The sequence below is a fragment of the Pseudarthrobacter sp. MOO13 genome, assembly GCF_058267655.1.
The window spans coordinates 2,444,642-2,467,867 of the sequence record NZ_CM177848.1; the positions used below are offsets into that span (position 1 = coordinate 2,444,642).

20 protein-coding genes and 1 pseudogene are annotated in these 23,226 nt (G+C 66.3%); 5 read left to right on the forward strand and 16 right to left on the reverse strand.

All coding sequences use genetic code 11. The features are described from left to right. The first annotated feature begins 133 nt into the window (after nucleotides 1–133). On the forward strand, nucleotides 134–1,558 hold the full coding sequence (glnA, locus tag AC4EEO_RS11270; protein WP_285242527.1) for a type I glutamate--ammonia ligase: 1,425 nt from the start codon (nucleotides 134–136) through the stop codon (nucleotides 1,556–1,558). A 284-nt stretch (nucleotides 1,559–1,842) separates the two neighbouring features. Here glnA (AC4EEO_RS11270) and AC4EEO_RS11275 read toward each other — a convergent pair whose 3' ends face one another. The 3 genes and pseudogenes from AC4EEO_RS11275 to glnA (AC4EEO_RS11285) all read right to left on the reverse strand — a co-directional run bounded on the left by AC4EEO_RS11275 (nucleotide 1,843) and on the right by glnA (AC4EEO_RS11285) (nucleotide 6,734). Then, entirely contained in the window at nucleotides 1,843–2,382 is a 540-nt protein-coding gene (locus tag AC4EEO_RS11275) for a GNAT family N-acetyltransferase (RefSeq protein ID WP_491338861.1), read from the reverse strand. After that, a pseudogene (locus AC4EEO_RS11280) lies at nucleotides 2,372–5,384 on the reverse strand (bifunctional [glutamine synthetase] adenylyltransferase/[glutamine synthetase]-adenylyl-L-tyrosine phosphorylase). The gene AC4EEO_RS11275 and the pseudogene AC4EEO_RS11280 overlap by 11 nt, the downstream one beginning before the upstream one ends. A 9-nt stretch (nucleotides 5,385–5,393) precedes the next feature. Then, nucleotides 5,394–6,734, reverse strand: coding sequence for a type I glutamate--ammonia ligase (gene glnA, locus AC4EEO_RS11285; protein ID WP_491338862.1), 1,341 nt, complete (start codon nucleotides 6,732–6,734; stop codon nucleotides 5,394–5,396). Nucleotides 6,735–7,011: 277 nt separating this feature from the next. Between glnA (AC4EEO_RS11285) and panB the strand changes: the two genes are divergently transcribed. Continuing rightward, nucleotides 7,012–7,908 (forward strand): 3-methyl-2-oxobutanoate hydroxymethyltransferase, encoded by an 897-nt coding sequence (gene panB / locus AC4EEO_RS11290; RefSeq protein WP_018763573.1) that lies wholly within the window; start codon nucleotides 7,012–7,014, stop codon nucleotides 7,906–7,908. Between the two features lie 72 nt (nucleotides 7,909–7,980). Here panB and AC4EEO_RS11295 read toward each other — a convergent pair whose 3' ends face one another. After that, entirely contained in the window at nucleotides 7,981–8,145 is a 165-nt protein-coding gene (locus AC4EEO_RS11295; RefSeq protein ID WP_018763572.1) for an SPOR domain-containing protein, read from the reverse strand. A 122-nt stretch (nucleotides 8,146–8,267) separates the two neighbouring features. On the opposite strand from AC4EEO_RS11295, the gene map reads away from it, so the two are divergent. After that, nucleotides 8,268–9,146 carry a type I methionyl aminopeptidase gene (gene map / locus AC4EEO_RS11300; protein ID WP_018763571.1) on the forward strand — a complete coding sequence of 293 codons (879 nt, stop codon included), beginning with the start codon at nucleotides 8,268–8,270 and terminating at the stop codon, nucleotides 9,144–9,146. 110 nt (nucleotides 9,147–9,256) lie between these two features. Then, nucleotides 9,257–10,060 carry a polyphosphate--glucose phosphotransferase gene (gene ppgK / locus AC4EEO_RS11305; protein ID WP_018763570.1) on the forward strand — a complete coding sequence of 268 codons (804 nt, stop codon included), beginning with the start codon at nucleotides 9,257–9,259 and terminating at the stop codon, nucleotides 10,058–10,060. A gap of 51 nt (nucleotides 10,061–10,111) precedes the next feature. On the opposite strand, the gene nrdR is transcribed toward ppgK, so the two are convergent. The 3 genes from nrdR to AC4EEO_RS11320 all read right to left on the reverse strand — a co-directional run bounded on the left by nrdR (nucleotide 10,112) and on the right by AC4EEO_RS11320 (nucleotide 12,671). Next, on the reverse strand, nucleotides 10,112–10,612 hold the full coding sequence (nrdR, locus tag AC4EEO_RS11310) for a transcriptional regulator NrdR (protein WP_018763569.1): 501 nt from the start codon (nucleotides 10,610–10,612) through the stop codon (nucleotides 10,112–10,114). A 150-nt stretch (nucleotides 10,613–10,762) separates the two neighbouring features. Then, nucleotides 10,763–12,136, reverse strand: a complete 1,374-nt coding sequence (gene hisD / locus AC4EEO_RS11315) for a histidinol dehydrogenase (RefSeq protein ID WP_491338863.1) — start codon at nucleotides 12,134–12,136, stop codon at nucleotides 10,763–10,765. Between the two features lie 4 nt (nucleotides 12,137–12,140). After that, nucleotides 12,141–12,671, reverse strand: coding sequence for a hypothetical protein (locus AC4EEO_RS11320; RefSeq protein WP_109864315.1), 531 nt, complete (start codon nucleotides 12,669–12,671; stop codon nucleotides 12,141–12,143). 125 nt (nucleotides 12,672–12,796) lie between these two features. On the opposite strand from AC4EEO_RS11320, the gene AC4EEO_RS11325 reads away from it, so the two are divergent. Then, nucleotides 12,797–13,297 (forward strand): flavin reductase family protein, encoded by a 501-nt coding sequence (locus AC4EEO_RS11325; RefSeq protein WP_018763566.1) that lies wholly within the window; start codon nucleotides 12,797–12,799, stop codon nucleotides 13,295–13,297. Between the two features lie 94 nt (nucleotides 13,298–13,391). Here AC4EEO_RS11325 and dnaE read toward each other — a convergent pair whose 3' ends face one another. The 9 genes from dnaE to ftsZ all read right to left on the reverse strand — a co-directional run bounded on the left by dnaE (nucleotide 13,392) and on the right by ftsZ (nucleotide 23,184). Beyond that, the gene (dnaE, locus tag AC4EEO_RS11330; RefSeq protein WP_491338864.1) at nucleotides 13,392–16,949 is read right to left on the reverse strand and encodes a DNA polymerase III subunit alpha; all 3,558 of its coding nucleotides are present in this window, start codon (nucleotides 16,947–16,949) and stop codon (nucleotides 13,392–13,394) included. A gap of 49 nt (nucleotides 16,950–16,998) precedes the next feature. Then, entirely contained in the window at nucleotides 16,999–17,925 is a 927-nt protein-coding gene (locus AC4EEO_RS11335) for an RluA family pseudouridine synthase (RefSeq protein WP_491338865.1), read from the reverse strand. Next, entirely contained in the window at nucleotides 17,918–18,490 is a 573-nt protein-coding gene (lspA, locus tag AC4EEO_RS11340; protein WP_018763563.1) for a signal peptidase II, read from the reverse strand. The genes AC4EEO_RS11335 and lspA overlap by 8 nt, the downstream gene beginning before the upstream one ends. Nucleotides 18,491–18,584: 94 nt before the next feature. Continuing rightward, nucleotides 18,585–19,268, reverse strand: coding sequence for a DivIVA domain-containing protein (locus AC4EEO_RS11345; protein WP_491338866.1), 684 nt, complete (start codon nucleotides 19,266–19,268; stop codon nucleotides 18,585–18,587). Between the two features lie 176 nt (nucleotides 19,269–19,444). Beyond that, a complete protein-coding gene (locus AC4EEO_RS11350) occupies nucleotides 19,445–19,732 on the reverse strand; it encodes a YggT family protein (protein ID WP_018763561.1) in 288 nt (95 codons plus the stop codon). A gap of 134 nt (nucleotides 19,733–19,866) precedes the next feature. Then, entirely contained in the window at nucleotides 19,867–20,397 is a 531-nt protein-coding gene (locus tag AC4EEO_RS11355; protein ID WP_018763560.1) for a cell division protein SepF, read from the reverse strand. Nucleotides 20,398–20,487: 90 nt separating this feature from the next. Continuing rightward, the gene (locus AC4EEO_RS11360; protein WP_491338867.1) at nucleotides 20,488–21,240 is read right to left on the reverse strand and encodes a YggS family pyridoxal phosphate-dependent enzyme; all 753 of its coding nucleotides are present in this window, start codon (nucleotides 21,238–21,240) and stop codon (nucleotides 20,488–20,490) included. Continuing rightward, nucleotides 21,233–21,922: a purine nucleoside phosphorylase YfiH/LACC1 family protein gene (locus AC4EEO_RS11365; RefSeq protein ID WP_491338868.1), complete on the reverse strand. Its 690-nt coding sequence runs from the start codon at nucleotides 21,920–21,922 to the stop codon at nucleotides 21,233–21,235. Before AC4EEO_RS11365 ends, AC4EEO_RS11360 begins: the two co-directional genes overlap by 8 nt. Before the next feature lie 8 nt (nucleotides 21,923–21,930). Beyond that, complete coding sequence (ftsZ, locus tag AC4EEO_RS11370; RefSeq protein ID WP_018763557.1) at nucleotides 21,931–23,184, reverse strand: cell division protein FtsZ; 1,254 nt, start codon at nucleotides 23,182–23,184, stop codon at nucleotides 21,931–21,933. Between the last annotated feature and the right edge of the window lie 42 nt (nucleotides 23,185–23,226).

A 23,226-nucleotide genomic window follows, 5' to 3' on the forward strand; every position in this document is an offset into this window, starting at 1 on the left:
TAGTCTGTTAGCAGTTTCAAGCAATCCCCCGGCAGGTACCGCAGCAGGGAGACCATGGGTTCTCCCTGCTTTTGGATTGCGCTGGATCACATGGCTTGCACGCCAGATATTTACATATGCGTTAGGAGCATAGATGTTCAAGACTGCGGACGAAGTCCTCAAGTTCATCAAGGACGAAGATGTAAAGTTCGTCGATATCCGCTTCACCGATCTTCCGGGCGTCCAGCAGCACTTCAACGTCCCCGCCAAGAGTGTTGACGCAGACTTCTTCGTCAACGGCCAGCTCTTCGACGGTTCCTCCATCCGTGGCTTCCAGGGCATCGCCGAGTCCGACATGCAGCTGATCCCGGACGTCACCACCGCGTTCCTGGACACCTTCCGCATGGAGAAGACGCTCGCGCTGAACTTCTCGATCGTCAACCCCCGTACGGGCGACCCGTACCACCGCGACCCCCGCGGCGTTGCTGAGAAGGCGGAAGCCTACCTGGCCTCCACCGGCATTGCCGACACCGCGTTCTTCGCTCCCGAAGCCGAATTCTTCGTGTTCGACAACGTCCAGTACCAGTCCTCCCCGCAGGGCAGCTTCTACAAGATCGACTCCGAGGAAGCGCACTGGAACACCGGCCGCGAGGAAGAGGGCGGCAACCTGGGCTACAAGACCCCCGTCAAGGGCGGTTACTTCCCGGTCTCCCCCACCGACAAGCAGGCCGACCTGCGGGACGCCATGTGCGTGGCCCTGGACGAAGCCGGCCTTGAGGTCGAGCGCAGCCACCACGAAGTTGGATCCGCCGGCCAGGCCGAGATCAACTACAAGTTCACCACCCTGACCCACGCTGCCGATGACCTGCAGAAGTTCAAGTACGTCATCAAGAACACCGCTGACGCCTGGGGCAAGTCGGTCACCTTCATGCCCAAGCCCGTCTTCGGTGACAACGGCTCGGGCATGCACTGCCACCAGTCGCTGTGGAACGGTGGAGAGCCGCTGTTCTACGACGAGAAGGGCTACGCCGGCCTGTCCGACACCGCCCGCTGGTACATCGGCGGCCTGCTGAAGCACTCCTCCGCTGTCCTCGCCTTCACCAACCCGACGGTGAACTCCTACCGCCGCCTGGTCAAGGGCTTCGAGGCTCCGGTCAACATGGTGTACTCGCAGGGCAACCGCTCCGCCGGCATCCGCATCCCGATCACGGGTTCCAACCCGAAGGCCAAGCGCATCGAGTTCCGCGCTCCGGACCCCTCCTCCAACCCGTACCTGGCCTTCGCTGCCCAGCTGATGGCCGGCATCGACGGCATCCGCAACCGCATCGAGCCTCCCGCCCCGATCGACAAGGACCTCTACGAGCTCCCGGCAGAGGAAGCCAAGGACATCCCGAAGGCTCCGGGCACGCTTGAGGAAGCCCTGGAGGCCCTGCGCGAGGACAACGAGTTCCTGCAGGCCGGCGGCGTCTTCACCCAGGACCTGATCGACACCTGGATCGAGTACAAGTACGAGAACGAGATCCGCCCGCTGTCCCTGCGCCCGAACCCCTACGAGTTCGAGCTCTACTACGGCGTCTAGTCTGCGGCCTGCCTGGCAGGACCACTGAACCAGCAAAGGCGGCCACCGGAATGTTCCGGTGGCCGCCTTTGGCGTTCCCGGGGATGCGAGGGCCCGTGGATCGAAAAGCGCTGGGGTGGGGGCCCGCTTCCTGACGTGCTGAGACCGGGAACCGGACCCCCTGACGGATGCCCCCCGAGACGAAGACTCTATCCAGCCTTCCCCCCAACAAGGTTGGAGAACACCGCCAACCCACATACTCGGGCAATTGGATGCCAAGCGCAATGCCCGTCACGCGAGTTACGTCAGAAGGTATCCGCGAAGCTGTGGAACATGGTGCGCTGGGGGCCGGAGGAGCCGCCCAGGTAGCGTCCGGCGTCGACGAAGCCTGCACGGCGGTAGGCGGCCAGGGCCGCTGGATTTTCCTCGTTGACGGAAAGTACGACGCCGGATTCACCGGTTGAGTGCCGGGCCGTGAGTCTGCGCCCTGCCTCCACGGCCGCGGTGGCCGCCCGCGTGCCCAGTCCTGAGCCCTGGTGCCGGCGGTCGATGAGGAACCCGCGCAGCAGCCACGCTGAGTGGTCGTCAGGCCAGCCGGCAAGGCGTGCCGCGGTCCGTTGCAGGGTCAGCATGCCGACCGGGTCACCGTTGGCTTCCACCACGAACGGATGCCTGGATTCCTCCGCCAGTCCAGCCAGTGCCATCCGCAGCGGGTCGCCGACGAAACGCTCCTGGCCGGGCAGCAGCGACATGGCTGCGAGGGCGCCTAACTGGATCGCGCGGACGTCCCCGTCGAGGTCCCGCAGCGGGATAAGCCACACCCATGCGGCCGGCCTAGTTTCCATAGAAGACACGTTCAAAGACCGCCCGTGCCCGCCGGCTCACCCTCAGGTAATCCTCCTCCAGGGCGGTGGCGTTGCCCGGTTCGTAACCGCACCAGCGTGCCACGGCCTCCAGGTCCCGGCGGGAGGAGGGCAGGAGGTCCGACGCCTTGCCGCTCCAGATGACGTTGGCGGACCTGATCCGGCTGGCAAGCTGCCAGGCCTCCGCCAGCAGTCCGGCGTCGGCACTGTCCAGCAGCCCCAGGTCCGCTGCGGCGTTGAGGGCCTCCAGGGTCGACGTTGTGCGAAGTTCCGGGTGGTTGCCCGCGTGCTGCAGCTGCAGCAGCTGTACCAGCCACTCGACGTCGCTGAGGCCGCCCCGGCCCAGCTTGAGATGGCGTGCGGGGTCGGCGCCGCGGGGCAGCCGCTCGGATTCCACCCTGGCTTTGATGCGACGGATCTCGCGTACGTCCTGCTCAGAGACTGACTTCGGGTACCTGATGGGGTCGATGAGCTTCAGGAAGTCGGCGGCCAGCGTGTCATCGCCGGCCATGGGGCGGGCCCGCAGCAGGGCCTGAGCCTCCCAGATCAGGGACCAGCGGCGGTAGTACTCGGCGAAGGAGTCCAGGGAGCGGACCATGGCCCCGTTCTTGCCCTCCGGCCGCAGGTCGGCGTCCATCTGCAGGACCCGTTCGGCCATGATGGCGGGCTTCAACGGCTGGGTCAGCAGGCTTGATACCTTGGAAACAATCCGGGCAGCCTGTTCCTGCGCCTCGGCTTCGGTGAATCCGGGGATGGCCCGGTGGACGTACATGACATCGGCGTCGGATCCGTATCCGATCTCCCGCCCACCCTGCCGGCCCATGGCTACCACCAGCACGGTGGTCTTCAGCGGGCCGCCGGCGGACACGATGCCTTCCGCCACACGGAGGGCTCCCAGGACGGCGGCCCGGTCCGTGTCCGCGAGGGCCGCGCCCACCTGCTCCTGGTCCAGCAGCCCGGCCGAATCGGCGATGGCGATGCGCAGGATTTCACGCCGCCGGATCAGCCGGATCAGGCGCATGGCACTCTCCGGATCAGCGTGCCGCGACATTTTGGCCGTGATTTCCTGCCATTGGGCCTCAAAGCCCACAGGAACCAGGTCCTTGTCCTGTCCCAGCCAGGCGACGGACTCGGGCGAGACTTCCAAGAGGTCGGCGATCAGCCGGGAATTGGACAGCATGTGGCACAAACGCTCCGCTGCTGCGTTGGAATCGCGGAGCAGGCCAAGGTACCAGTGCGTGGTGCCCAGCGCCTCACTGACGCGGCGGAAGGCCAAGAGCCCGGAGTCGGGATCCACGCCTTCGGCAAGCCAGTCCAGCAGGATGGGCAGGAGCTGCCGCTGCAGTGCGGCCCGGCGGCTTACGCCCGCGGTCAGAGCCTCGATGTGCCGCATGGCCCCCTGCGGATCCCGGTATCCCAAGGCCGCCAGCCGCCCCTGGGCCGCCTCGGGGGTCAGCCTGGCGTCCTCGCTGCTGAGCTTGGCAGCGGTGTTCAACAGCGGCCGGTAGAAGATCCGCTCGTGCAGTTCACGCACGGACCGCTTGGTCCGGTGCCAGGCGGACAGCAGGGAATCCGGGCTTGGCCGTTCACCGGAGAAAGGGCCCAGTACTGCCTTCGCCAGTGACCGCAGCGCCGGCTCGGCCACCGGCATCAGGTGGGTGCGGCGCAGCTGGAAGAGCTGGATGCGGTGTTCCAGCAGGCGCAGGTAGCGATAGGCGTTGTCGAACGCCGCAGCGTCGGAACGCCCGATGTAACCACCCGCCGACAGCGCGGCGATCGCCGATGTAGTGTCCCGCCGTCGTAATGACTCATCCGCCTTGCCGTGCACCAGCTGGAGCAGCTGCACGGTGAACTCGACGTCGCGCAGGCCGCCGCGGCCGAGCTTGATCTGCCGCTGCTCCTCTGCGGCCGGAATATGCTCAGTCACCCGCCGGCGCATGGCCTGGACGGACTCCACAAAGCCGTCGCGACCGGCCGAGCTCCAGATCAGCGGCGCCACGGCGTCTTCATAGGCCCGGCCCAGCCCGGCGTCACCGGCGATGGCACGGGCCTTGAGCAGCGCCTGGAACTCCCAGCTCTCGGCCCACCGGGCGTAGTAGGTCTCGTGCGAGGCGAGGGTGCGGACCAGCGGGCCGGACTTGCCCTCGGGCCGCAGGTTGGCGTCCACCTCCCACAGACCCGGTTCCCTGGCCACCGAGGAGATGGCCCGTGAAATGCCGCTGGCCAGGGCGGTGCCGATGGTGTTGGCGTCCGCGTCGGCCAGGCTGCCGGGGTCCACCACGTAGATGACGTCGACGTCTGAGATGTAGTTCAGTTCCCGGGCGCCGCACTTGCCCATTCCAACCACGGCCAGGCCGACATCCGCAACATCGGCGGCGCTGTACTGCCCGGCTGCCGTCAGCCCGGGAGACGGCGAGGGCAGCCTCGATGGCCGCCGCCGCCAGGTCCGCCAGCTCGCCGCCCACCGATGGCAGGAAATCGAGCGGATCGGCCGCGCAGAGGTCCTTGACGGCGAGGTCCACCAGTCCGCGCCGGTAAGCCGTCCGCAGGGCCGCATAGGCCTCCACGCCCGTCGTGGCGGCGACCGGACGGGCGGCACGGGGGTCCGCGCCGACGGATAGGAGGAGGGTGGCCCGCAGGCGGGAGGGGTCGGCAGGCAATGGCTCCGGGCTGGCGCGGACCTGGAAGGCATCAAGGTGCTCGGGGTGCCGGATCAGGAACTCCCCCAGCGCTTCCGAGGCGCCCAGGACCCGGAACATGGGTTCACTTGCCTCCAGGTCGGCGGCAGCAAGCTCGCGCAGCTGGGGGTGTTTTTCGATCAGCCGGACGAGGGACTGGAGTGCCGTGTCCGGGCTGGCCGCGAGCTGAAGTCCGGCGAAGAGCGTGTCCTGGTCCAGGCCCTCGAGTTCGCGGGCGGCAAGGAACCGTTCGCCCTTCTCCAGGTCGCTGAATCCGGCCGCGATGAGGCGGCGTGCCAGGCTCACGCCGGGCACCTAGAGGATGCCGAGGTTGCGCTGCAGCTCGTAGGGCGTCACCTGCAGCCGGTAGTCCTGCCATTCGGCGCGCTTGTTGCGCAGGAAGTGCTCGTAGACCTGTTCCCCCAGGATCTGCGGCATAAGCTCCGAGTCCTCCATGGAGCGGATGGCGTCGTGCAGGCTCGCCGGAAGAGGATCGTGGCCCATGGCCCGGCGTTCCGCCGAACTCAGCGACCAGACGTCGTCCTCGGCTGCGGCGGGAAGCTCGTAGCCTTCCTCAATGCCCTTCAGGCCGGCTCCGAGCAGGACGGCGTAGGCCAGGTAGGGGTTGGCGGCGGAGTCGATGCCACGGTACTCAATGCGGGCCGACTGGCCCTTTCCCGGCTTGTACAGCGGGACGCGCACCAGGGCCGAACGGTTGTTGTGGCCCCAGCTCAGGTAGCTGGGTGCTTCGCCGCCGCCCCAAAGCCGCTTGTAGGAGTTGACGAACTGGTTGGTGACGGCGGTGAACTCGGGCGCGTGCTTGAGGATTCCGGCAATGAACTGGCGTGCAGTCTTGGACAGCTGGAACTCGGCGCCGGCCTCGAAGAAAGCATTGCTGTCACCTTCGAAGAGCGAGAAGTGCGTGTGCATGCCGGAGCCCGGGTGGTCCGTGAACGGCTTGGGCATGAACGTGGCGTACGTGCCCTGCTGCAGCGCCACCTCCTTGATGACGGTGCGGAACGTCATGATGTTGTCGGCCGTCTGCAGCGCGTCGGCGTAGCGGAGGTCGATCTCGTTCTGTCCGGGTCCGGCCTCGTGGTGGCTGAATTCCACCGAGATGCCCACCGATTCCAGCATGGTTACGGCGGTGCGGCGGAAGTCCTGGGCCACGCCACCCGGGACATGGTCGAAGTAGCCGCCCTCGTCAACCGGCACCGGTGCACCGTTCGGGCCCGGTTCCTGGGACTTCAGGAGGTAGAACTCGATTTCGGGGTGGGTGTAGCACGTGAAGCCCATGTCCGCGGCCTTGGCCAGCGTGCGCTTAAGGACGTTGCGGGGGTCCGCTGCCGAGGGTTCGCCGTCGGGAGTGAGGATGTCGCAGAACATGCGCGAGGTCTGTTCCGTCTCGCCACGCCAGGGCAGGATCTGGAAGGTGGACGGATCGGGCTGGGCCAGCATGTCGGATTCGAAGACCCGGGCCAGCCCTTCGATGGCGGAGCCGTCGAAGCCAAGGCCTTCCTCGAAGGCGCCCTCGACCTCGGCCGGCGCCAGGGCTACGGACTTCAGCGATCCCACGACGTCGGTGAACCACAGGCGCACGAAACGTACGTCGCGCTCTTCGATCGTGCGCAGGACAAATTCTTGCTGGCGGTCCATGATGGCCTCTTCTCCGGTCAACGTTCATGCTCCGGGGCCCGCGCAAAGGGGAAAGCCGGCAGCAGTTCATCAACACTGTACTAATCATTCGGCGCCGATGCTTGAGCCTGAGCCGTGCGTAACACAGCATTAACCTCCGGAGCGGTCCGGGAGGTGCCCTTGCGGCTTCCGTGCCGGACGTCAACGGCGTTCCGGCACGGCCGCTATGACGCTAATCACCTTTGCCCGGAACCGGCTGCGGTAGAAAGCACGGCAGGTCCCGCACTACGCTCATCCCATGGCCACCAGCAACAGCTCCGACTCCAGCGCGTCCGCCGAAGTACCCGCCCCGTACGGCAGCGGACCCGGCCAGCACGAGGCTCCTGCCGCCGGACGAAAACCGGCCAAGGTCCGGATCCACCACCTGCAGCAGGCCAAGCGGGACGGCACCAGGTTCGCCATGCTCACCGCCTACGAGCAATATACGGCGGAGATCTTTGACGCTGCCGGCATTGAAGTGCTGCTGGTCGGTGATTCGGCCTCGAACAACGTCTACGGCAACGAAACCAGCCTTCCGGTCACCGTGGACGAACTGCTGCCGCTGTGCCGCGCCGTGGCCAGGACCGCGAAGCGCGCCATGGTGGTCGCGGACCTGCCCTTCGGCAGCTACGAAGTCAGTGCCGAACAGGCCGTCGCCACCGGTGTCCGCTTTTTGAAGGAAGGCCTGGCGCATGCTGTGAAAATCGAGGGCAGCGCGTACTACGCCCCAACGGTGCGAGCAATGGTGCAGGCGGGCATCCCGGTCATGGCCCACATCGGTTTCACCCCGCAAAGCGAACACGCACTGGGCGGATACCGCGTGCAGGGCCGGGGCGACGACGCCCAACGCCTGATCGACGATGCCCGCGCCCTCTCCGACGCAGGCGCATTCTGCGTGCTCATGGAAATGGTCCCGGCCGACACCGCGGCCGCGGTGGACGCTGCCGTGGACGTCCCCACCATCGGCATTGGCGCCGGGAACGCGACCACTGGCCAGGTCCTTGTCTGGCAGGACATGGCCGGCCTGCGGGGCGGCCGGATGGCCAAGTTCGTCAAACAGTACGCGGACCTGCGCACCACCCTGCTCGACGCCGCCACCGCCTACGGCGACGACGTCCGCTCCGGCCAGTTCCCCGGCCCGGAACACTCCTTCTAGCTTTCAACGTCACCCCGCCGACGCGGGCGGAACAGGCGGGCCGGCACCCGGCCGGCCTGCCCACCCAACCGGTCAGTCGTCGTCGCCCTTTTCCCAGGCCTCGTTGCGCGCCTTGACCTTCTCGATGGCGTGTTCGGCTTCTTCCCGGGTCTTGTAGGGCCCAATGAGCTGGCTCCAGTCGGAGAGCCGGTCTTCTTCCACTTCGTGGGTGTTGACGTTGAACCAGTACTCAGTCATCGTTGCTCCTCGTTCCGGCGACAGGAAAGCCGCGGGGTGATCCACGTAACACAAACACTTACGTGTGCCCTCCGCCGCTTGTCGGTTGTTAGGCGTTCTGCGGTGCCTTATATGATCAATCTATGCCTTCCCTTGCCTCTACTGCACCCACCGGAACCCTCACCCCGGGTACCGTAGGCCCGCAGCGTTCCGTCCCGGCGTCCATCCCCCGTCCGGAGTACGTCGGCAAGCCTGCCCCGGCCAAATTCACGGGTTCGGAGGTCAAGTCCGCCGAAACGATCGAGAAGATCCGCGTCGCCGGGCGGATCGCGGCCCAGGCCATCGTGGAGGTCGGCAAGCACATCCAGCCCGGTGTCACCACCGATGAGCTGGACAGGGTGGGCCACGAATTCCTGCTGGACCACCACGCGTACCCCTCCACGCTCGGCTACCGCGGATTCCCCAAGTCCCTGTGCTCGTCGCTGAACGAGGTCATTTGCCACGGCATCCCGGACAGCACCGTGGTCCAGGACGGCGACATCCTGAACATCGACATCACCGCCTTCATCAACGGGGTCCACGGCGACACGAACTACACGTTCCTGGTGGGTGACGTGGACGAGGAATCACGGCTCCTGGTGGAGCGCACCCAGGAGTCGCTCAACCGGGCCATCAAGGCGGTGGCACCGGGCCGGGAAATCAACGTGATCGGCCGCGCCATCCAGTCGTACGCCAAGCGTTTCGGCTACGGCGTGGTGCGGGACTTCACCGGCCACGGTGTCGGCGAGGCTTTCCACACCGGACTGATCATCCCGCACTACGACGCCGCCCCCGCCTACAACACCGTGATCGAAACGGGGATGGTGTTCACGATCGAACCGATGCTCACCCTCGGCACCGTCGAATGGGACATGTGGAGCGATGACTGGACCGTGGTGACCCGCGACCACAAGCGCACCGCCCAATTCGAGCACACCCTGCTGGTTACCGAGACCGGTGCGGAAATCCTCACCCTGCCGTAGTCTGTCCCCTGCCCGCACACGGCATCTGATGCCGGTGCAGGACCCACCCTGTTGTGGGGCTGCCCCCGGCCGCCCCTTCCCTGCCCGCCCCAGCCTAGAACGGAATCCCATTGGCCAAGAAGGACGAGAAGTCGCACAAGAACGCACCACTGATCGGCATCGACATCGGCGGTACGGGCATCAAGGGCGGCATTGTCGACCTGAAGAAGGGCAAGCTTCTGGGTGAGCGTTTCCGGGTGCCCACCCCGCAGCCCGCCACGCCCGAGGCCGTTGCCGAAGCAGTGGCCCTGGTAGTCGCCGAGCTCTCTGCGCGCCCCGAGGCCCCGGAGGCCGGCTCCCCCGTGGGCGTGACCTTCCCCGGCATCATCCAGCACGGCGTGGTCCACTCCGCCGCCAACGTGGACAAGAGCTGGCTGGATACGGACATAGACGCCCTCCTCACCGAGCGGCTGGGCCGCCCCGTGGAGGTCATCAACGACGCCGATGCCGCCGGCCTGGCCGAAGCCCGGTACGGTGCCGGCGAAGGTGTCGCCGGCACCGTCCTGGTCATCACCCTGGGCACGGGCATCGGCTCCGCCTTCATTTTCGATGGGAAGCTGGTGCCGAACGCGGAACTGGGGCACTTGGAGATCGACGGCTTCGATGCCGAATCGAAGGCCTCCGCCGTGGCCCGCGAACGGGACGGGCTCTCATGGGACGAGTACAGCGTGCTGCTGCAGCGGTACTTCTCGCATGTGGAGTTCCTGTTCTCCCCGGAGCTGTTCATCGTCGGCGGCGGAATCTCCAAGCGCGCGGACGAGTACCTTCCCAACCTCAAGTTAAGGACGCCGATTGTTCCGGCCGTCCTGCGGAACGAGGCCGGGATCGTTGGCGCGGCCCTGGAAATCGCATTGCAGCACAAGCTCACCAAGTAAAGGTGGTGCCGGTGGCGGCTGCGGCTTCCCCTCCGCTGCCGCCACCGGAGCTTAGAGCGGGCTCTTCTCGGAGCTCTTCGGGCCGGAGGCGCCCTTGGCGCCTTCCACGGCTTCGTGGCGGAGCAGTGCAATAGCCGATTCGAAGTCCTCCAGGGACTCGAATGCCTGGTACACGCTGGCGAAGCGCAGGTACGCTACCTCATCCAGCTTCTGGAGCGGTCCGAGGATGACCAGGCCTACCTCGTGCGCGTCGATTTCGGCGGCGCCGGAGGAACGGATCTGCTCTTCCACCTCCTGGGCCAGCATGGCGAGGTCGTCTTCGCTGACCGGCCGGCCCTGGCATGCTTTGCGCACGCCGTTGATCACTTTGCTGCGGCTGAACGGCTCGCCCACGCCGGAGCGCTTGATGACGGAGAGGCTGGTGGTTTCGACGGTGGTGAACCGGCGCCCGCATTCGGGGCACTGGCGCCGGCGTCGGATAGCCGAGCCGTCATCGGCCATCCGGCTGTCAACGACGCGGGAATCGGGGTTGCGGCAGAACGGACAATACATGGCGTTTCCCCTTCCCTTCCGGCGTCTAACGGCAACGAAACCGGCAGTGCCGCCGGACCGCAGTGTTACCGTCCCAGTTTACGGCTGCATCCCGGGTAATAACAAGCCTGTAATTACTACATGTAGTGCCCGGCAACCTATATGTAGTGGCTAATCACGTCCAGGAAACCGCGCGCTGACGGCGTCCCCGTGGGCCGGCAGGTCCTCGGCGCGGGACAGGCTCACAATGTGGCCGCTGACCTCCGCCAAGGCCTCCCGGCTGTAATTGACCACCTGGATGGCGCGCAGGAACGTGGTGACGTTGAGCCCGGACGAGAACGCAGCGGTCCCGCTGGTAGGCAGCACGTGGTTCGAGCCTGCGCAGTAGTCCCCCAGGCTGACGGGGCTGTAGTCGCCCACAAAGATCGCGCCGGCATTCCGGATCCGCGCGGCCACGGCGGCGGCGTCCCGCGTCATGATCTCCAGGTGCTCGGCGGCGTAGGCATCGCACGCGGCGATTCCCTGGTCCAGGTTGTCCACCAGGACGACGCCGGATTGGGGGCCGGACAAGGCCTCCCGGACGCGGGCGGAGTGCTTGGTTGCGGCGGCCTGCCGATCGAGCTCGTCCCGTACCGCCATGGCCAACGGCTCCGAATCGGTGACCAGCACCGATGCTGCCTTGGGGTCGTGCTCGGCTTGGCTGAGCAGGTCGGCGGCCACCAGCGCCGGTTGGGCGGAGTCGTCGGCAAGGATGGCGATCTCCGTGGTTCCTGCCTCCGAATCGATGCCCACCACTCCCTTGACCAGGCGCTTGGCGGTGGCGACGAAGATGTTGCCGGGCCCGGTCACCACGTCCACCGGTTCCAGTGCGGGGCCCGCGTCGCCGGCGTCCACCCCATAGGCAAACGCGGCGATGGCCTGTGCGCCGCCGATGCCGTAGACCTCGGTGATACCCAGCAGCGCCGCAGCGGCGAGGATGGTGGGGTGCGGCAGGCCGCCGAATTCTTTCTGGGGCGGCGAAGCAAGGGCAATGGATTCCACCCCTGCCGCCAGCGCCGGCACCACGTTCATGATCACCGATGACGGATACACTGCCAGGCCGCCCGGAACGTACAGCCCAACGCGCGTTACCGGGACCCAGTTCTGGCTGACGACGGCGCCGTCGCCCAGTTCGACGTCAACGTTGCGGGGCCGCTGCCGGTCGGCGAATCTCCGTGCCCGGCTGATGGATTCCTCCAGTGCTGCCCGCACCTTCGGGTCAAGACCCTCCAGGGCTGCGGCGATCGCCTCCCGGGGAACCAGCGGATGGCGCTGATCCACGCCGTCGAACCTTGACGCAAGGTCAGACAACGCCGCGAAGCCGCGCTGCCGGACGGCGGCGATAATGTCCAGGACCTTTTCCTCGGCGTCCGCCACGGTCTGGCCCTTGGCGCGCGGAACGGCGGCGCGCAGGGCCGCCAGGGTCAGGGTGCGGCCGCGAAGGTCGATGGTGCGGAAGTCGACGGCGGTAGTCGCGGGGGCAGGAGGCTGAGGGGAAGTGGTCACCTGACTATTTTACGGCGCTGTTCCCGCCCGCCGTTCCGCCGGGGATGCCGGCGGGTTTCCGGCCTGCCATCCCCACCAACTCCAAAACGAAGACCGAAACCGCCGTGGCAGCCGGCCACAGCAGCAGCACCGGCAACGCCCGGAGCGAGAAGGCGATGCTGGCATTGGCCGAGGTGTCCACCGCCGGCCCCCAGAGCCGGGCCGCGAGGAGACCGGTTCCCCAGGCGGCCAGGCTGCCGGCCACCGCGCCGACCAGGCCCGCCAGCAGAGCCGTCCGGGGGTCCGGACGCTTGCCGTCGGCCAGGAACACGGCCAGCAGGCAACCGGCCAGCACCATAATCCCGGCAAGTGTCAGGTCGCGTGGCAGCCACACCAACGGTGCCGTTCCCGATGCCAGGGCGGGGTTCCGGGTGATCAGGTTCAGGCCGCCCGGGGCAAGCAGCCACCAGAGGAGCCCGGCCGGAACGCCTGCCGCCGCCGGGACCAGCAGCAGGGACCAGGGCAGCCGCCGCGCGGGGCGGCCAAAGTTCGTCATGACAGACACCTTAACAAAGGTTCCTGCGGAGCCCGTCAGCGGTTCAAGGGCTCTGTGTTTTCCCGCCTGGCCCGCGGGCCAATACGCTTGGGGAAAGAGATATGCCACTTAGTGCAGGAGTTCCGGTGACCGACAACAGCGAGCCCTTTGAGCAGACGTTCAGGGAGATGTTCCGGCGGCATGCCGCGGGCGTCGCCATCATCACCGTGAACTACCAGGACGAGCCCTACGGATTCACCGCAACATCGGTGGCCTCCCTGTCGGCCAAACCGCCGCGATTCACGTTCAACATGGCCCGCAGTTCCAGGTCGTGGCCCGCCGTTGCCAACACCCAGTTCCTGGGCGTGCACATGCTGGGCCTCGAAAACCAGGAACTGGCAGCCCGGTTCGCCCGGCCCGGCAACCGGTTCGAGGGGAACCACTGGGAGATCGGACCGCACGGGGTGCCCATCCTGAAGGATGTGGCCGGCTGGCTCATCGGCGAGGTGCAGATGCGGCTGTCGTTCGAAAACAACGCCGTGGTGGTGGTCCAGGTGGTGGACGGCCAGGTGGGCGGCGATGGTGCGCCGCTGCTCTACCACGGGGGCGCCTACGGGCAGCCTGTCCCGCTGGACTACGAAATCTAGCGCACTCCATCGTCCCGGGTCCGGGCTGAAGCGACCAGACGCCAAAGGCGCGGACGACGCCGGAAGCCGGCTTCCGGCGTCGTGCTCCCCTGCGTCAGGCGTCCAGGCAGGCCGGCCCCAGCAGCACCTTCAGGTCGCCGAACAGCGACGGGCTGGGGTTCACCCGCAGGTGGACGGGCAGGCCCATGATTTCCGTGCGGGTGTCGCCCTGGAGGTGCAGCCGCACCTCCGAGTTGCCCCGGTGCGTGCGCAGCACGTCCCCCAGCTCCGTCACCACTGCCTCGGTTGCCTTGTAGGTGGGCATGGTGATGACCAGCGGCCCGTGCAGGCCTTCGCTCAGGTCCGGAACGGACAACTCCATGCAGTTGAGGGTGATTGCGCCGTCGTCGCGCTTTTGCAGGCGGCCCTTGACCACCACGATCAGGTCCTCGGCGAGCACGGAGGCGATAGGCCCGTAGACCTGGCCGAAGAACATCACTTCGATGGAACCGCCGAGGTCCTCGATCTCGGCCCGGGCGTAGGCATTGCCGCTGGCTTTGGCGATGCGGCGGCTCAACGAGGTGATCATGCCGGCGATGGTGATGATGGCGCCGTCCTGCGGCCCGTCTTCGCCGATGATGGTCGTTATGCTCATCTCCGCGTGCTGGCTCAACAGCCCCTCGAGGCCCTGCAGCGGGTGGTCCGAGACGTACAGGCCCAGCATGTCCCGTTCGAAGGACAGTTTGTCCTTCTTCTCCCATTCGGGCAGGTCCGGGATTTCGATGCTGAGCGACGCTTCCGATTCGGCTTCCTCAAAGCCCGCAAAGAGGTCGAACTGGCCGATCGCCTCGTTCCGCTTCAAGGTGATGACGGAGTCGATGGCCTCTTCGTGGATCATGGCCAGCGCACGCCGGTGATGGCCCAGGGAGTCGAAGGCCCCGGACTTGATCAGGGATTCGATGATCCTCTTGTTGCACACCACCGCCGGAACCTTCATCAGGAAGTCTTTGAAGGACGTGTAGGCACCTTCGCTCTCGCGCGCGGTGACCATGGCATCGACGGCGTTCGCACCCACGTTGCGGATAGCGCCCATGCCGAAGCGGATGTCATTGCCCACCGGGGTGAAGTTCAGGGCCGACTCATTGACATCCGGCGGAAGCACCGTGATGCCCATGCGGCGGCATTCGTTCAGGTAGATTGCCGACTTGTCCTTGTCGTCACCGACGGAGGTCAGCAGTGCAGCCATGTACTCCGGCGCATAGTGCGCCTTCAGGTAGGCCGTCCAGTAGGAGATCACCCCGTATGCGGCGGAGTGGGCCTTGTTGAAGGCGTAGTCGGAGAAGGGCAGGAGGATGTCCCACAGGGTCTTGACGGCCTCCATGGAGTAACCGTTGTCCTGCATGCCCTGGGAGAAGCCGGCGAACTGCTTGTCCAGTTCCGACTTCTTCTTCTTGCCCATGGCCCGCCGGAGGATATCTGCCTGGCCCAGCGAGTAGCCGGCCAGCTTTTGCGCCACGGCCATCACCTGCTCCTGGTACACGATCAGGCCGTACGTGCCGCCGAGGATCTCCTTGAGCGGTTCCTCCAGCTCGGGGTGGATGGGAATGACTTCCTGGATCCCGTTCTTGCGCAGCGCGTAGTCAGTGTGGGCATTGGCGCCCATGGGGCCTGGCCGGTACAACGCCAGCACGGCGGAGATGTCTTCGAAGTTGTCAGGCTTCATGAGCTTGAGCAGGGAACGCATGGGGCCGCCGTCGAGCTGGAACACGCCCAGGGTGTCGCCGCGGGCCAGGAGTTCGTAGGACGGGGCGTCGTCGAGCTCCAGGTTTTCCAGGTCGAGGTCGATGCCGCGATTCATTTTGATGTTCTCGAGGGCATCCGAAATGATCGTCAGGTTCCGCAGGCCCAGGAAGTCCATCTTGATCAGGCCAAGGCCCTCGGACGTCGGGTAGTCGAACTGGGTGATCACCTGGCCGTCCTGGAAGCGGCGCATGATGGGGATGACGTCGATGATGGGGTCCGAGGACATGATGACGCCGGCTGCGTGCACGCCCCACTGGCGCTTCAGCCCTTCAATGCCCAGGGCCGTTTCGAAGACCTTGGCGGCTTCCGGGTCGGTGGCGATCAGCTGCCGGAAATCGCCGGCCTCGCTGTAGCGTTTGGCTTCGGGGTTCTGGATATCCGCGAGCGGAATGTCCTTGGCCATCACGGCGGGGGGCAGGGCCTTGGTCAGCTGTTCACCCATGCTGAACGGGTAGCCCAGGACCCGGGAGGAGTCCTTGAGGGCCTGCTTGGTCTTGATGGTGCCGTACGTGACGATCATGGCGACGCGTTCGTCACCGTACTTGCGGGTCACGTAGTCGATCACTTCGGAACGGCGCCGGTCATCGAAGTCGACGTCGAAGTCGGGCATGGAGACGCGGTCCGGGTTCAGGAACCGTTCGAAGATCAGGCCGTGGCGCAGGGGGTCGAGGTCGGTGATGCGCATGGCGTAGGCCACCATGGAACCGGCACCCGAACCACGGCCGGGGCCAACGCGGATGCCGTTGTTCTTGGCCCAGTTGATGAAGTCGGCAACCACCAGGAAGTAGCCCGGAAACCCCATGGACGTGATGACGCCGAGCTCGTAGTCCGCCTGCTTGCGGACCTCGTCCGGGATGCCTCCCGGGTAGCGGTACTGCAGGCCCTTGTCCACTTCCTTGACCAGCCACGAGGTCTCGTCCTCGCCGGGCGGGCAGGGGAACCTGGGCATGAAGTTGGCGTCCGTATTGAAGGACACCTCGCAGCGCTCAGCGATCAGCAGGGTGTTGTCGCAGGCTTCGGGGTGGTCGCGGAAAAGCTCGCGCATCTCCTGTGGGGATTTGAGGTAGTAGCCGCTGCCGGAGAAGGCGAACCGCGAACCGCCGTTGTCGTACGTGGGTTCGAGCAGCGTGGAGCCCGACTGGATGGCCAGCAGGGCCTCATGGGCCTTTGCATCGTGCTCGTGGGTGTAGTGGAGGTCGTTGGTGGCCACCAGCGGCAGGTTGAGGTCCTTGGCGAGCCTCAGGAGGTCGCCGTTGACCCGACGCTCAATGTCCAGCCCGTGGTCCATCAGCTCGCAGAAGTAGTTTTCCGCGCCGAAGATGTCCCGGAACTCGGCGGCCGCCTCCAGCGCTTCGCGGTACTGGCCGAGCCGGAGCCTGGTCTGCACTTCGCCGGAGGGACATCCGGTGGTGGCAATCAGCCCCTCGGAGTAGGTGTTGAGCAGTTCGCGGTCAAGCCGCGGCCACTTGCCGAACACCGAATCGAGGGAGGCGATGGAGGAGGCCCGGAAGAGGTTCCGCATGCCCACGTTGTTGTAGCTCAGGAGCGTCATATGGGTGTACGAGCCACCACCGGAGACGTCGTCCTTGCGCTGGGATTCGTCGCCCCAGCGGACGCGTTCCTTGTCCGTGCGGGCCGTGCCGGGGGTTACGTAGGCTTCGACGCCGATGATCGGTTTGATGCCCTTGTCCGTGGCCTTGCGCCAGAAATCGAACGCCCCAAACAAGTAGCCGTGGTCTGTGGTGGCAAGGGCCGGCATCCCCAGGCGCTCGGTTTCATCGAACAGCTCGCCCAGGCGGGCAGCTCCATCCAGCATGGAATATTCGGTGTGGGTGTGCAGGTGGACAAACGAATCTTTGCTGGAACTCACCGCACCATTCTAAGCGCTGGCAGTTGGCGGCCCGGCCAGGCCGCCCGTGTCAGGCCTGTCCCGACTCCAGCAGTTCCAGGGCGTAGGCCAGGTCCTGCGGATAGTCGCTGGTGACAGAGACGCGTTCCCCTGTCACCGGGTGGTCGAATCCCAGCTGGCGGGCGTGGAGCCACTGCCGGGTGAGCCCCAGGGTGGCCGCGAGGCGCGGGTCGGCGCCATAGGTGAGGTCACCGGCGCAGGGATGGCGGAGGGCTGAGAAGTGGACCCGGATCTGGTGCGTCCGGCCCGTCTCCAGGTGCACTTCCACCAGGCTTGCCTTCCCGAAAGCCTCCAGGACTTCGTAATGGGTTACCGAGGGCCGGCCGTCCTCGATGACGGCAAAGCGCCAGTCGTGGCCGGGATGCCGTCCGATGGGCGCGTCGATGGTGCCTGTCAGCGGGTCCGGGAGGCCCTGGACCACCGCGTGGTACACCTTGTCCACAGTGCGCTCCTTGAAGGCCCGCTTGAGGGCTGTGTAGGCCCGCTCGGACTTCGCCACCACCATCACCCCGGAGGTGCCGACGTCGAGCCGGTGCACGATCCCCGCCCGCTCCGGTGCGCCGGAGGTGGAGATGCGGTAGCCTGCACCGGCCAGTCCGCCCACCACAGTGGGGCCAACCCAGCCGGGCGAGGGATGCGCAGCGACACCCACGGGTTTGTCGACGACGACAAAGTCCTCGTCGTCCAGCAGGATCTTCAGGCCTTCCACAACTTCCTCCACGACTTCCAGCGGGTCCCGCCGCTCCGGGACGGTGACGTCAAGGACATCCCCCGCCACAAGTTTTGCCGATTTCCCGAGCGCCTTCCCCCGGGTGACGACATGGCCCTCGGCCAGCAAGGATGCGGCCACGGACCGGGACACGCCCAGGAGGCCGGCCAGTCCGGCGTCGGCCCGGGTCCCGCCGAATTCCTCGGCCACGACGATTCGCTCACTCATGGCCGGGCTTGTCCTTGTGTGCAGTCCCGAGGCGCGTTCCGTCCAGCGCGATTCCGCGAATGGTCAGGATGCAGATGATGGCGACGGCAGACACGACGGCGGAGTCCGCGATATTGAAGATCGCGAAGTTGGGAAGCTGAATGAAGTCCACCACATGGCCCATCCCGAAGGAGGGCTCGCGGAAGAGCCGGTCGGTGAGGTTGCCCAGGGCGCCGCCCAGCAGCAGCCCGAGAGCCAGGGACCACCAGGCCGAGCCCAGCTTCCGGACCTGGAAGAGAATGGCGATTGCGACGCCGGCCATGATGATCGAGAACACCCAGGTGACGTTCTCCCCGATCGAAAACGCGGCACCTGAGTTCCGGATGAAGTACCAGTGCAGCAGGGGCGGCAGGACCGGGATCCTTTCGCCTTCCACCATGGTGGACGTCACCCAGAGTTTGGTGAGCTGGTCCAGGACGTAGGCAAAGACCGCGAACCCGCCGAAGAGGGACAGCAGCACAGCCCGTCGGGGGCGCGGAGAGGAGGGGGCCGGCCGTGCGGCGTCGGCTGCGAGTTCGTCAGTCATGGTGCTTTCACTTCGAAAAACTTAGGTGTCAATGCCAAAAGCCGGTGGCCGAGGAGTCCTCAGCCACCGGCTTTCAGAATACGTGTTGCCAGGGTTAGTTTGCTTCGCTGACTTCCGGCGTCGCAACGGAACCACGTGCGTCCAGGTCGCGGAGCTGGCCTTCGATGTAGGCCTTCAGGCGTGAACGGTAGTCGCGTTCGAAGCCGCGGAGCTGCTCCACCTTGCGCTCGAGGACCGAACGCTGCTGCTCCAGTGCGCCCAGGATCTTGCGGGACTTTTCCTGTGCGTCGTTGACGAGGCTGCTGGCTTCGATCTGCGCCTCGGCGATGATCTTGTCCTTCTGGGCCTGGCCTTCGGCGACGTGGCGGTCGTGCATCTGCTGCGCCATGGCCAGCAGGCCGGCAGCGGACTCGGCGGAAGGAGTGGAGGCGGCGGGCGCTGCGGGGGCGGCTGCAACCGGAGCGGCCGGCTCGACGTCCTTCTTCTTGCTGGCTTCGGCGGCCTTCGCTTCGGCTTCAGCCTTCTCGCGGGCCTCATCCTTGTCGGACTTGCCCGGGGCGGGGACCTTCTCAACCACAGGTGCGGCGGTGATGCTTGCCGGGACGCTGGAGCCGGCGTCGGCGAGCTTCTTGCGGAGCTCGTCGTTTTCCTGGTTCAGGCGGCGGAGTTCGACGACGATTTCGTCCAGGAAGTCGTCAACCTCGTCCTGGTCATAGCCCTCGCGGAACTTGGTGGGCTGAAAGCGCTTGTTGACAACGTCTTCTGGCGTCAAAGCCATCTGGTCACCTCACTGGTCTGGTTAGTCAGTAGGCCTTCCGGCCGTCAAAACTACGGTACCTAAATTTGGTCTGCTTACTCTAATTCAACACCGCGGTGTCAAACGGGAGGTTTCTTCGCTTTACAGTAGCTGTTCCCGGGAGGATCATCCTGCATTGCCAAGTCTTTGTTGGTGGATCAGGCCAGATTCCTGGTGATGCTCATCGCAATGCTGACGCCGATGAACAGGATCAGGAAGCCCAGGTCCAGGGAGATGCCGCCAAGCCGAAGGGGCGGGATCAACCGCCGCAGCCCCTTGAGCGGCGGATCAGTGATGGAATACACAGCGTGCGCCACCACGAGGGCCGCACCGCGTGGCCGCCATTCCCTCGCGAACATCTGCACCCAGTCGTAGACCAGGCGGATGATGAGGGCCACGAAGAACAGCAGCAACACGAGATAGAGAAGTCCGAAAACAATTCCCATGACTTATTTCATATCTCCATATTTCGTGCGGACCATCCCGTTCGGATGCCGCGGTGTGCTGCAGTTGTCTTGTCTATTTCAGCACAGATGCCAGACAGGTGTCCCTGCCTGGCATCTGTCGTCGGCCTTGGCCGTCAGCTCTGGTTGAAGAAACTGGCCTGGGTGTCGCTGACTTTCTTGTCGTCACCGATCACTTCGACGTAGGACGGTGAGAGCAGGAACACCTTGTTGGTCACCCGTTCGATGCTGCCGCGGAGTCCGAAGACGAGTCCGGCCGAGAAGTCCACCAGGCGCTTTGCGTCTGCCTCGCCCATGTCCGTGACGTTCATGATCACCGGGATACCGTCCCGGAAGCTCTCACCGATGAGCTTGGCATCGTTGTAGGAGCGGGGATGGATGGTGGTGATCTGCCGAAGTCCGGTGTTTTCTTCACGGCTCGAGGCCGCACGCTTAATCGGGGTCACTGGGGCGCGGTATTCCTCTTCAGGGGTGTAGGACGCCTCACGGCTGACTTCGCGGACCGGTGCCGGGGCACGGCGTTCCTCGCGGTCGACTTCCATGGGTTCGTCCTCATCCTTACGTGTGGTCTGTTGCTCGGACTCGTAATGCTCATCGCCGTCGGCGAGCCCAAGATAGATCATTGTCTTGCGCAGAGCGCCGGCCATGGTCGACTCCTAATCGTGTCCCGTAAGCGGGCCGCCCAATGACTTGACAGCACTGGAGTCCCCCGCCCATCACTTCCAACAGGTCCGACGCTACCCCACCGCGGGACGCGAACCGAGAATATCGGAACCGATCCGCAGGTGTGTCGCCCCGAACTTGATGGCCGCCTCCAGGTCCTGGCTCATGCCGGCCGAGATGGCAGCTGCCCCCGGGTGGTCGGCCACCAGGCGGGCCGAAACCGCGGCGAGCTTCTCGAAGGCCGGCTCCGGCGGCGCCCCCAGCGGCGCAACGGCCATGACGCCTGCAAGGTGGAGGCCGGCTGACGCGGCGATCCTCTCCGCCAGGAGTGGCACATCGGCCGGGGCCGCCCCGCCGCGGTGCGTGCCGCCGTCGTCCTCCAGGCTGACCTGGATGAAGCACGCCAAAGGGTCCCGCCCGCCGGAATCCATCTCGTTCCGCACTGCCTTGGCGAGGGCGTCCACGAGCTGGAGGCGGTCCACTGAGTGGACGGCGGCGGCGTACCGGACCACCGATTTTGCCTTCTTGCTCTGCAGTTGGCCCACGAAATGCCAGTTGAGGGCCAGTCCGGCCAGTTCGGCGGCCTTCGCGGCCGCCTCCTGGTCCCTGTTCTCACCCACATCGGTGACCCCGAGGGCCGCGAGCCGGCGGATGTCCGCGGCCGGGTGGAACTTGGTGACCACGATGAGCGACGGCGGCCGGCCGCTGCGGCCGCTCGCCTCGGCGGCGGCCGCGATCCGGTGGCGTACCGTGGCCAGCCTGATGGCGAGTTCCGCGGCGCGGGGATCGGACGCCGGGTCCCGGGGGTCCTGCGGATACTCAGTCATGGCACCACACCAGTCCGGCGAAACGGCCGGTGTTCCGGTTGCGGCGGTAGGAGAACAGCGTGTCGGTCTCGAGGGTGCAGGGACCGGAGTAGGCCACTTCCACGCCGGCGGCCTCGACCTGGCTCCGGGCACCGGCCGGGAGGTCCAGCCCGGGGGTCCCCCAGGAGGTGGTACTCCACGTCGCGGGCACCTTGGCGGCTACCTCCTCGCGCAGCGCGGCGGGTACTTCGTAGCAGGCACCGCAGATGGAGGGCCCCAGCCAGGCACGGACGCGGGACGCCCCCAGGGATTCCATGGCCTCCACGGCCGCCGGGAGCACACCGTTGGCGGTCCCGGGACGGCCGGCGTGGACGGCGGCGAGAACCGGCCCGTTGGCCGACTCCCCCGCGAGCAGGACCGGGATGCAGTCCGCCACCATGACGGCCAGGGGAATGCCGTGGGACACCATGGCGTCGGCTTCGGGAACGGGAGAGTCCGCGTCCATTAAAGCGACGGTGGCGCCGTGGACCTGGTTCATGAAGCGCAGTGACTGCGGAGCGGCACCGATGGATTCCTCCAGGCGGCTCCGGCGCTCCATGACCCGGGCGGGGTCGTCTCCCACGTGGAGGGCCAGGTTTCCAGCACTCGCGTCGGTGAATGCGGCCGACACCCCGGGCAGGATGTCGGCGCGCCAATGGAACAAGCCGGTGCCTACTTCAGGAAGTCGGGGACATCCAGGTCGTCCGGGTGGTTGCCGGTCAGGTCCGGCTCCACGACGGACGGGAGGTCGACGTCGAAGCCGGAGTCGGCCGGGACGGCAGACGGACGCTGCTGGCCCCAGTTGCTCAGGCCCGCCGCACCAACGCCGGCGTGGATGGGCTGCACGTTCTGCTGGTGGCTTCCGTTGCCCTGGTGGTTTCCACCCTGGGAGTGGGCCGAGGCGGGGGCGGCAGCGGGGGCAGCGGGCCGCTGGGGGGCGGTCTGCGGCTGTGACTGGTCCATGGACGGTGAGGTGGCCTTGACGTCGTCGAAGCCGGCGGCGATGACGGTGACGCGTGCTTCGTCGCCCAGGGCGTCGTCAATGACGGCACCGAAAATGATGTTGGCCTCGGGGTGGGCCACCTCCTGGACCAACCGTGCGGCTTCGTTGATCTCGAACAGGCCCAGGTCGGAGCCGCCCTGGATGGAGAGCAGCACGCCGTGGGCGCCGTCGATGGAGGCTTCCAGCAACGGGGAGGCAATGGCCAGTTCGGCAGCCTTGACGGCGCGGTCTTCGCCGCGGGCCGACCCGATGCCCATGAGCGCGGAACCGGCACCCTGCATCACGGACTTGACGTCCGCGAAGTCGAGGTTGATCAGGCCGGGGGTGGTAATGAGGTCGGTGATGCCCTGGACACCGGACAGCAGGACCTGGTCGGCGGAGCGGAAGGCGTCCAGCACCGAAACGTTGCGGTCGCTGATGGAGAGCAGGCGGTCATTGGGGATCACGATCAGGGTGTCCACTTCATCGCGCAAGGCGTCGATGCCGGCCTCGGCAGAGCCGGCGCGGCGCCGGCCCTCGAAGGTGAACGGTCGGGTGACCACGCCAATGGTCAGGGCCCCCAGGGAGCGTGCGATCCGGGCGACGACGGGAGCGCCGCCGGTGCCCGTTCCGCCGCCTTCGCCGGCGGTCACGAAGACCATGTCGGCGCCGCGGAGGACTTCTTCGATCTCGTCAGCGTGGTCCTCGGCAGCCTGCTTGCCCACCTCCGGGTTGGCGCCGGCACCCAGGCCTCGGGTCAGCTCGCGCCCGACGTCGAGCTTGACGTCGGCGTCGCTCATCAGCAGGGCCTGGGCGTCGGTGTTGATGGCGATGAACTCAACACCCCTGAGGCCGACCTCGATCATGCGGTTGACTGCGTTCACGCCACCGCCGCCGATGCCGACGACTTTGATGACGGCCAAGTAATTCTGCGGAGCTGCCACGTTACGTGTCCCTTGTTCGTGTCTGTATTGCGAAAACTGATG

Bases quoted from the DNA above. Each gene is read 5' to 3' on its own strand.
- glnA (WP_285242527.1), top strand. From the start codon at position 134: ATGTTCAAGACTGCGGACGAAGTCCTCAAGTTCATCAAGGACGAAGAT.
- AC4EEO_RS11275 (WP_491338861.1), bottom strand. From the start codon at position 2,382: ATGGAAACTAGGCCGGCCGCATGGGTGTGGCTTATCCCGCTGCGGGAC.
- glnA (WP_491338862.1), bottom strand. From the start codon at position 6,734: ATGGACCGCCAGCAAGAATTTGTCCTGCGCACGATCGAAGAGCGCGAC.
- panB (WP_018763573.1), top strand. From the start codon at position 7,012: ATGGCCACCAGCAACAGCTCCGACTCCAGCGCGTCCGCCGAAGTACCC.
- AC4EEO_RS11295 (WP_018763572.1), bottom strand. From the start codon at position 8,145: ATGACTGAGTACTGGTTCAACGTCAACACCCACGAAGTGGAAGAAGAC.
- map (WP_018763571.1), top strand. From the start codon at position 8,268: ATGCCTTCCCTTGCCTCTACTGCACCCACCGGAACCCTCACCCCGGGT.
- nrdR (WP_018763569.1), bottom strand. From the start codon at position 10,612: ATGTATTGTCCGTTCTGCCGCAACCCCGATTCCCGCGTCGTTGACAGC.
- AC4EEO_RS11320 (WP_109864315.1), bottom strand. From the start codon at position 12,671: ATGACGAACTTTGGCCGCCCCGCGCGGCGGCTGCCCTGGTCCCTGCTG.
- AC4EEO_RS11335 (WP_491338865.1), bottom strand. From the start codon at position 17,925: ATGAGTGAGCGAATCGTCGTGGCCGAGGAATTCGGCGGGACCCGGGCC.
- lspA (WP_018763563.1), bottom strand. From the start codon at position 18,490: ATGACTGACGAACTCGCAGCCGACGCCGCACGGCCGGCCCCCTCCTCT.
- AC4EEO_RS11345 (WP_491338866.1), bottom strand. From the start codon at position 19,268: ATGGCTTTGACGCCAGAAGACGTTGTCAACAAGCGCTTTCAGCCCACC.
- AC4EEO_RS11350 (WP_018763561.1), bottom strand. From the start codon at position 19,732: ATGGGAATTGTTTTCGGACTTCTCTATCTCGTGTTGCTGCTGTTCTTC.
- AC4EEO_RS11355 (WP_018763560.1), bottom strand. From the start codon at position 20,397: ATGGCCGGCGCTCTGCGCAAGACAATGATCTATCTTGGGCTCGCCGAC.
- AC4EEO_RS11360 (WP_491338867.1), bottom strand. From the start codon at position 21,240: ATGACTGAGTATCCGCAGGACCCCCGGGACCCGGCGTCCGATCCCCGC.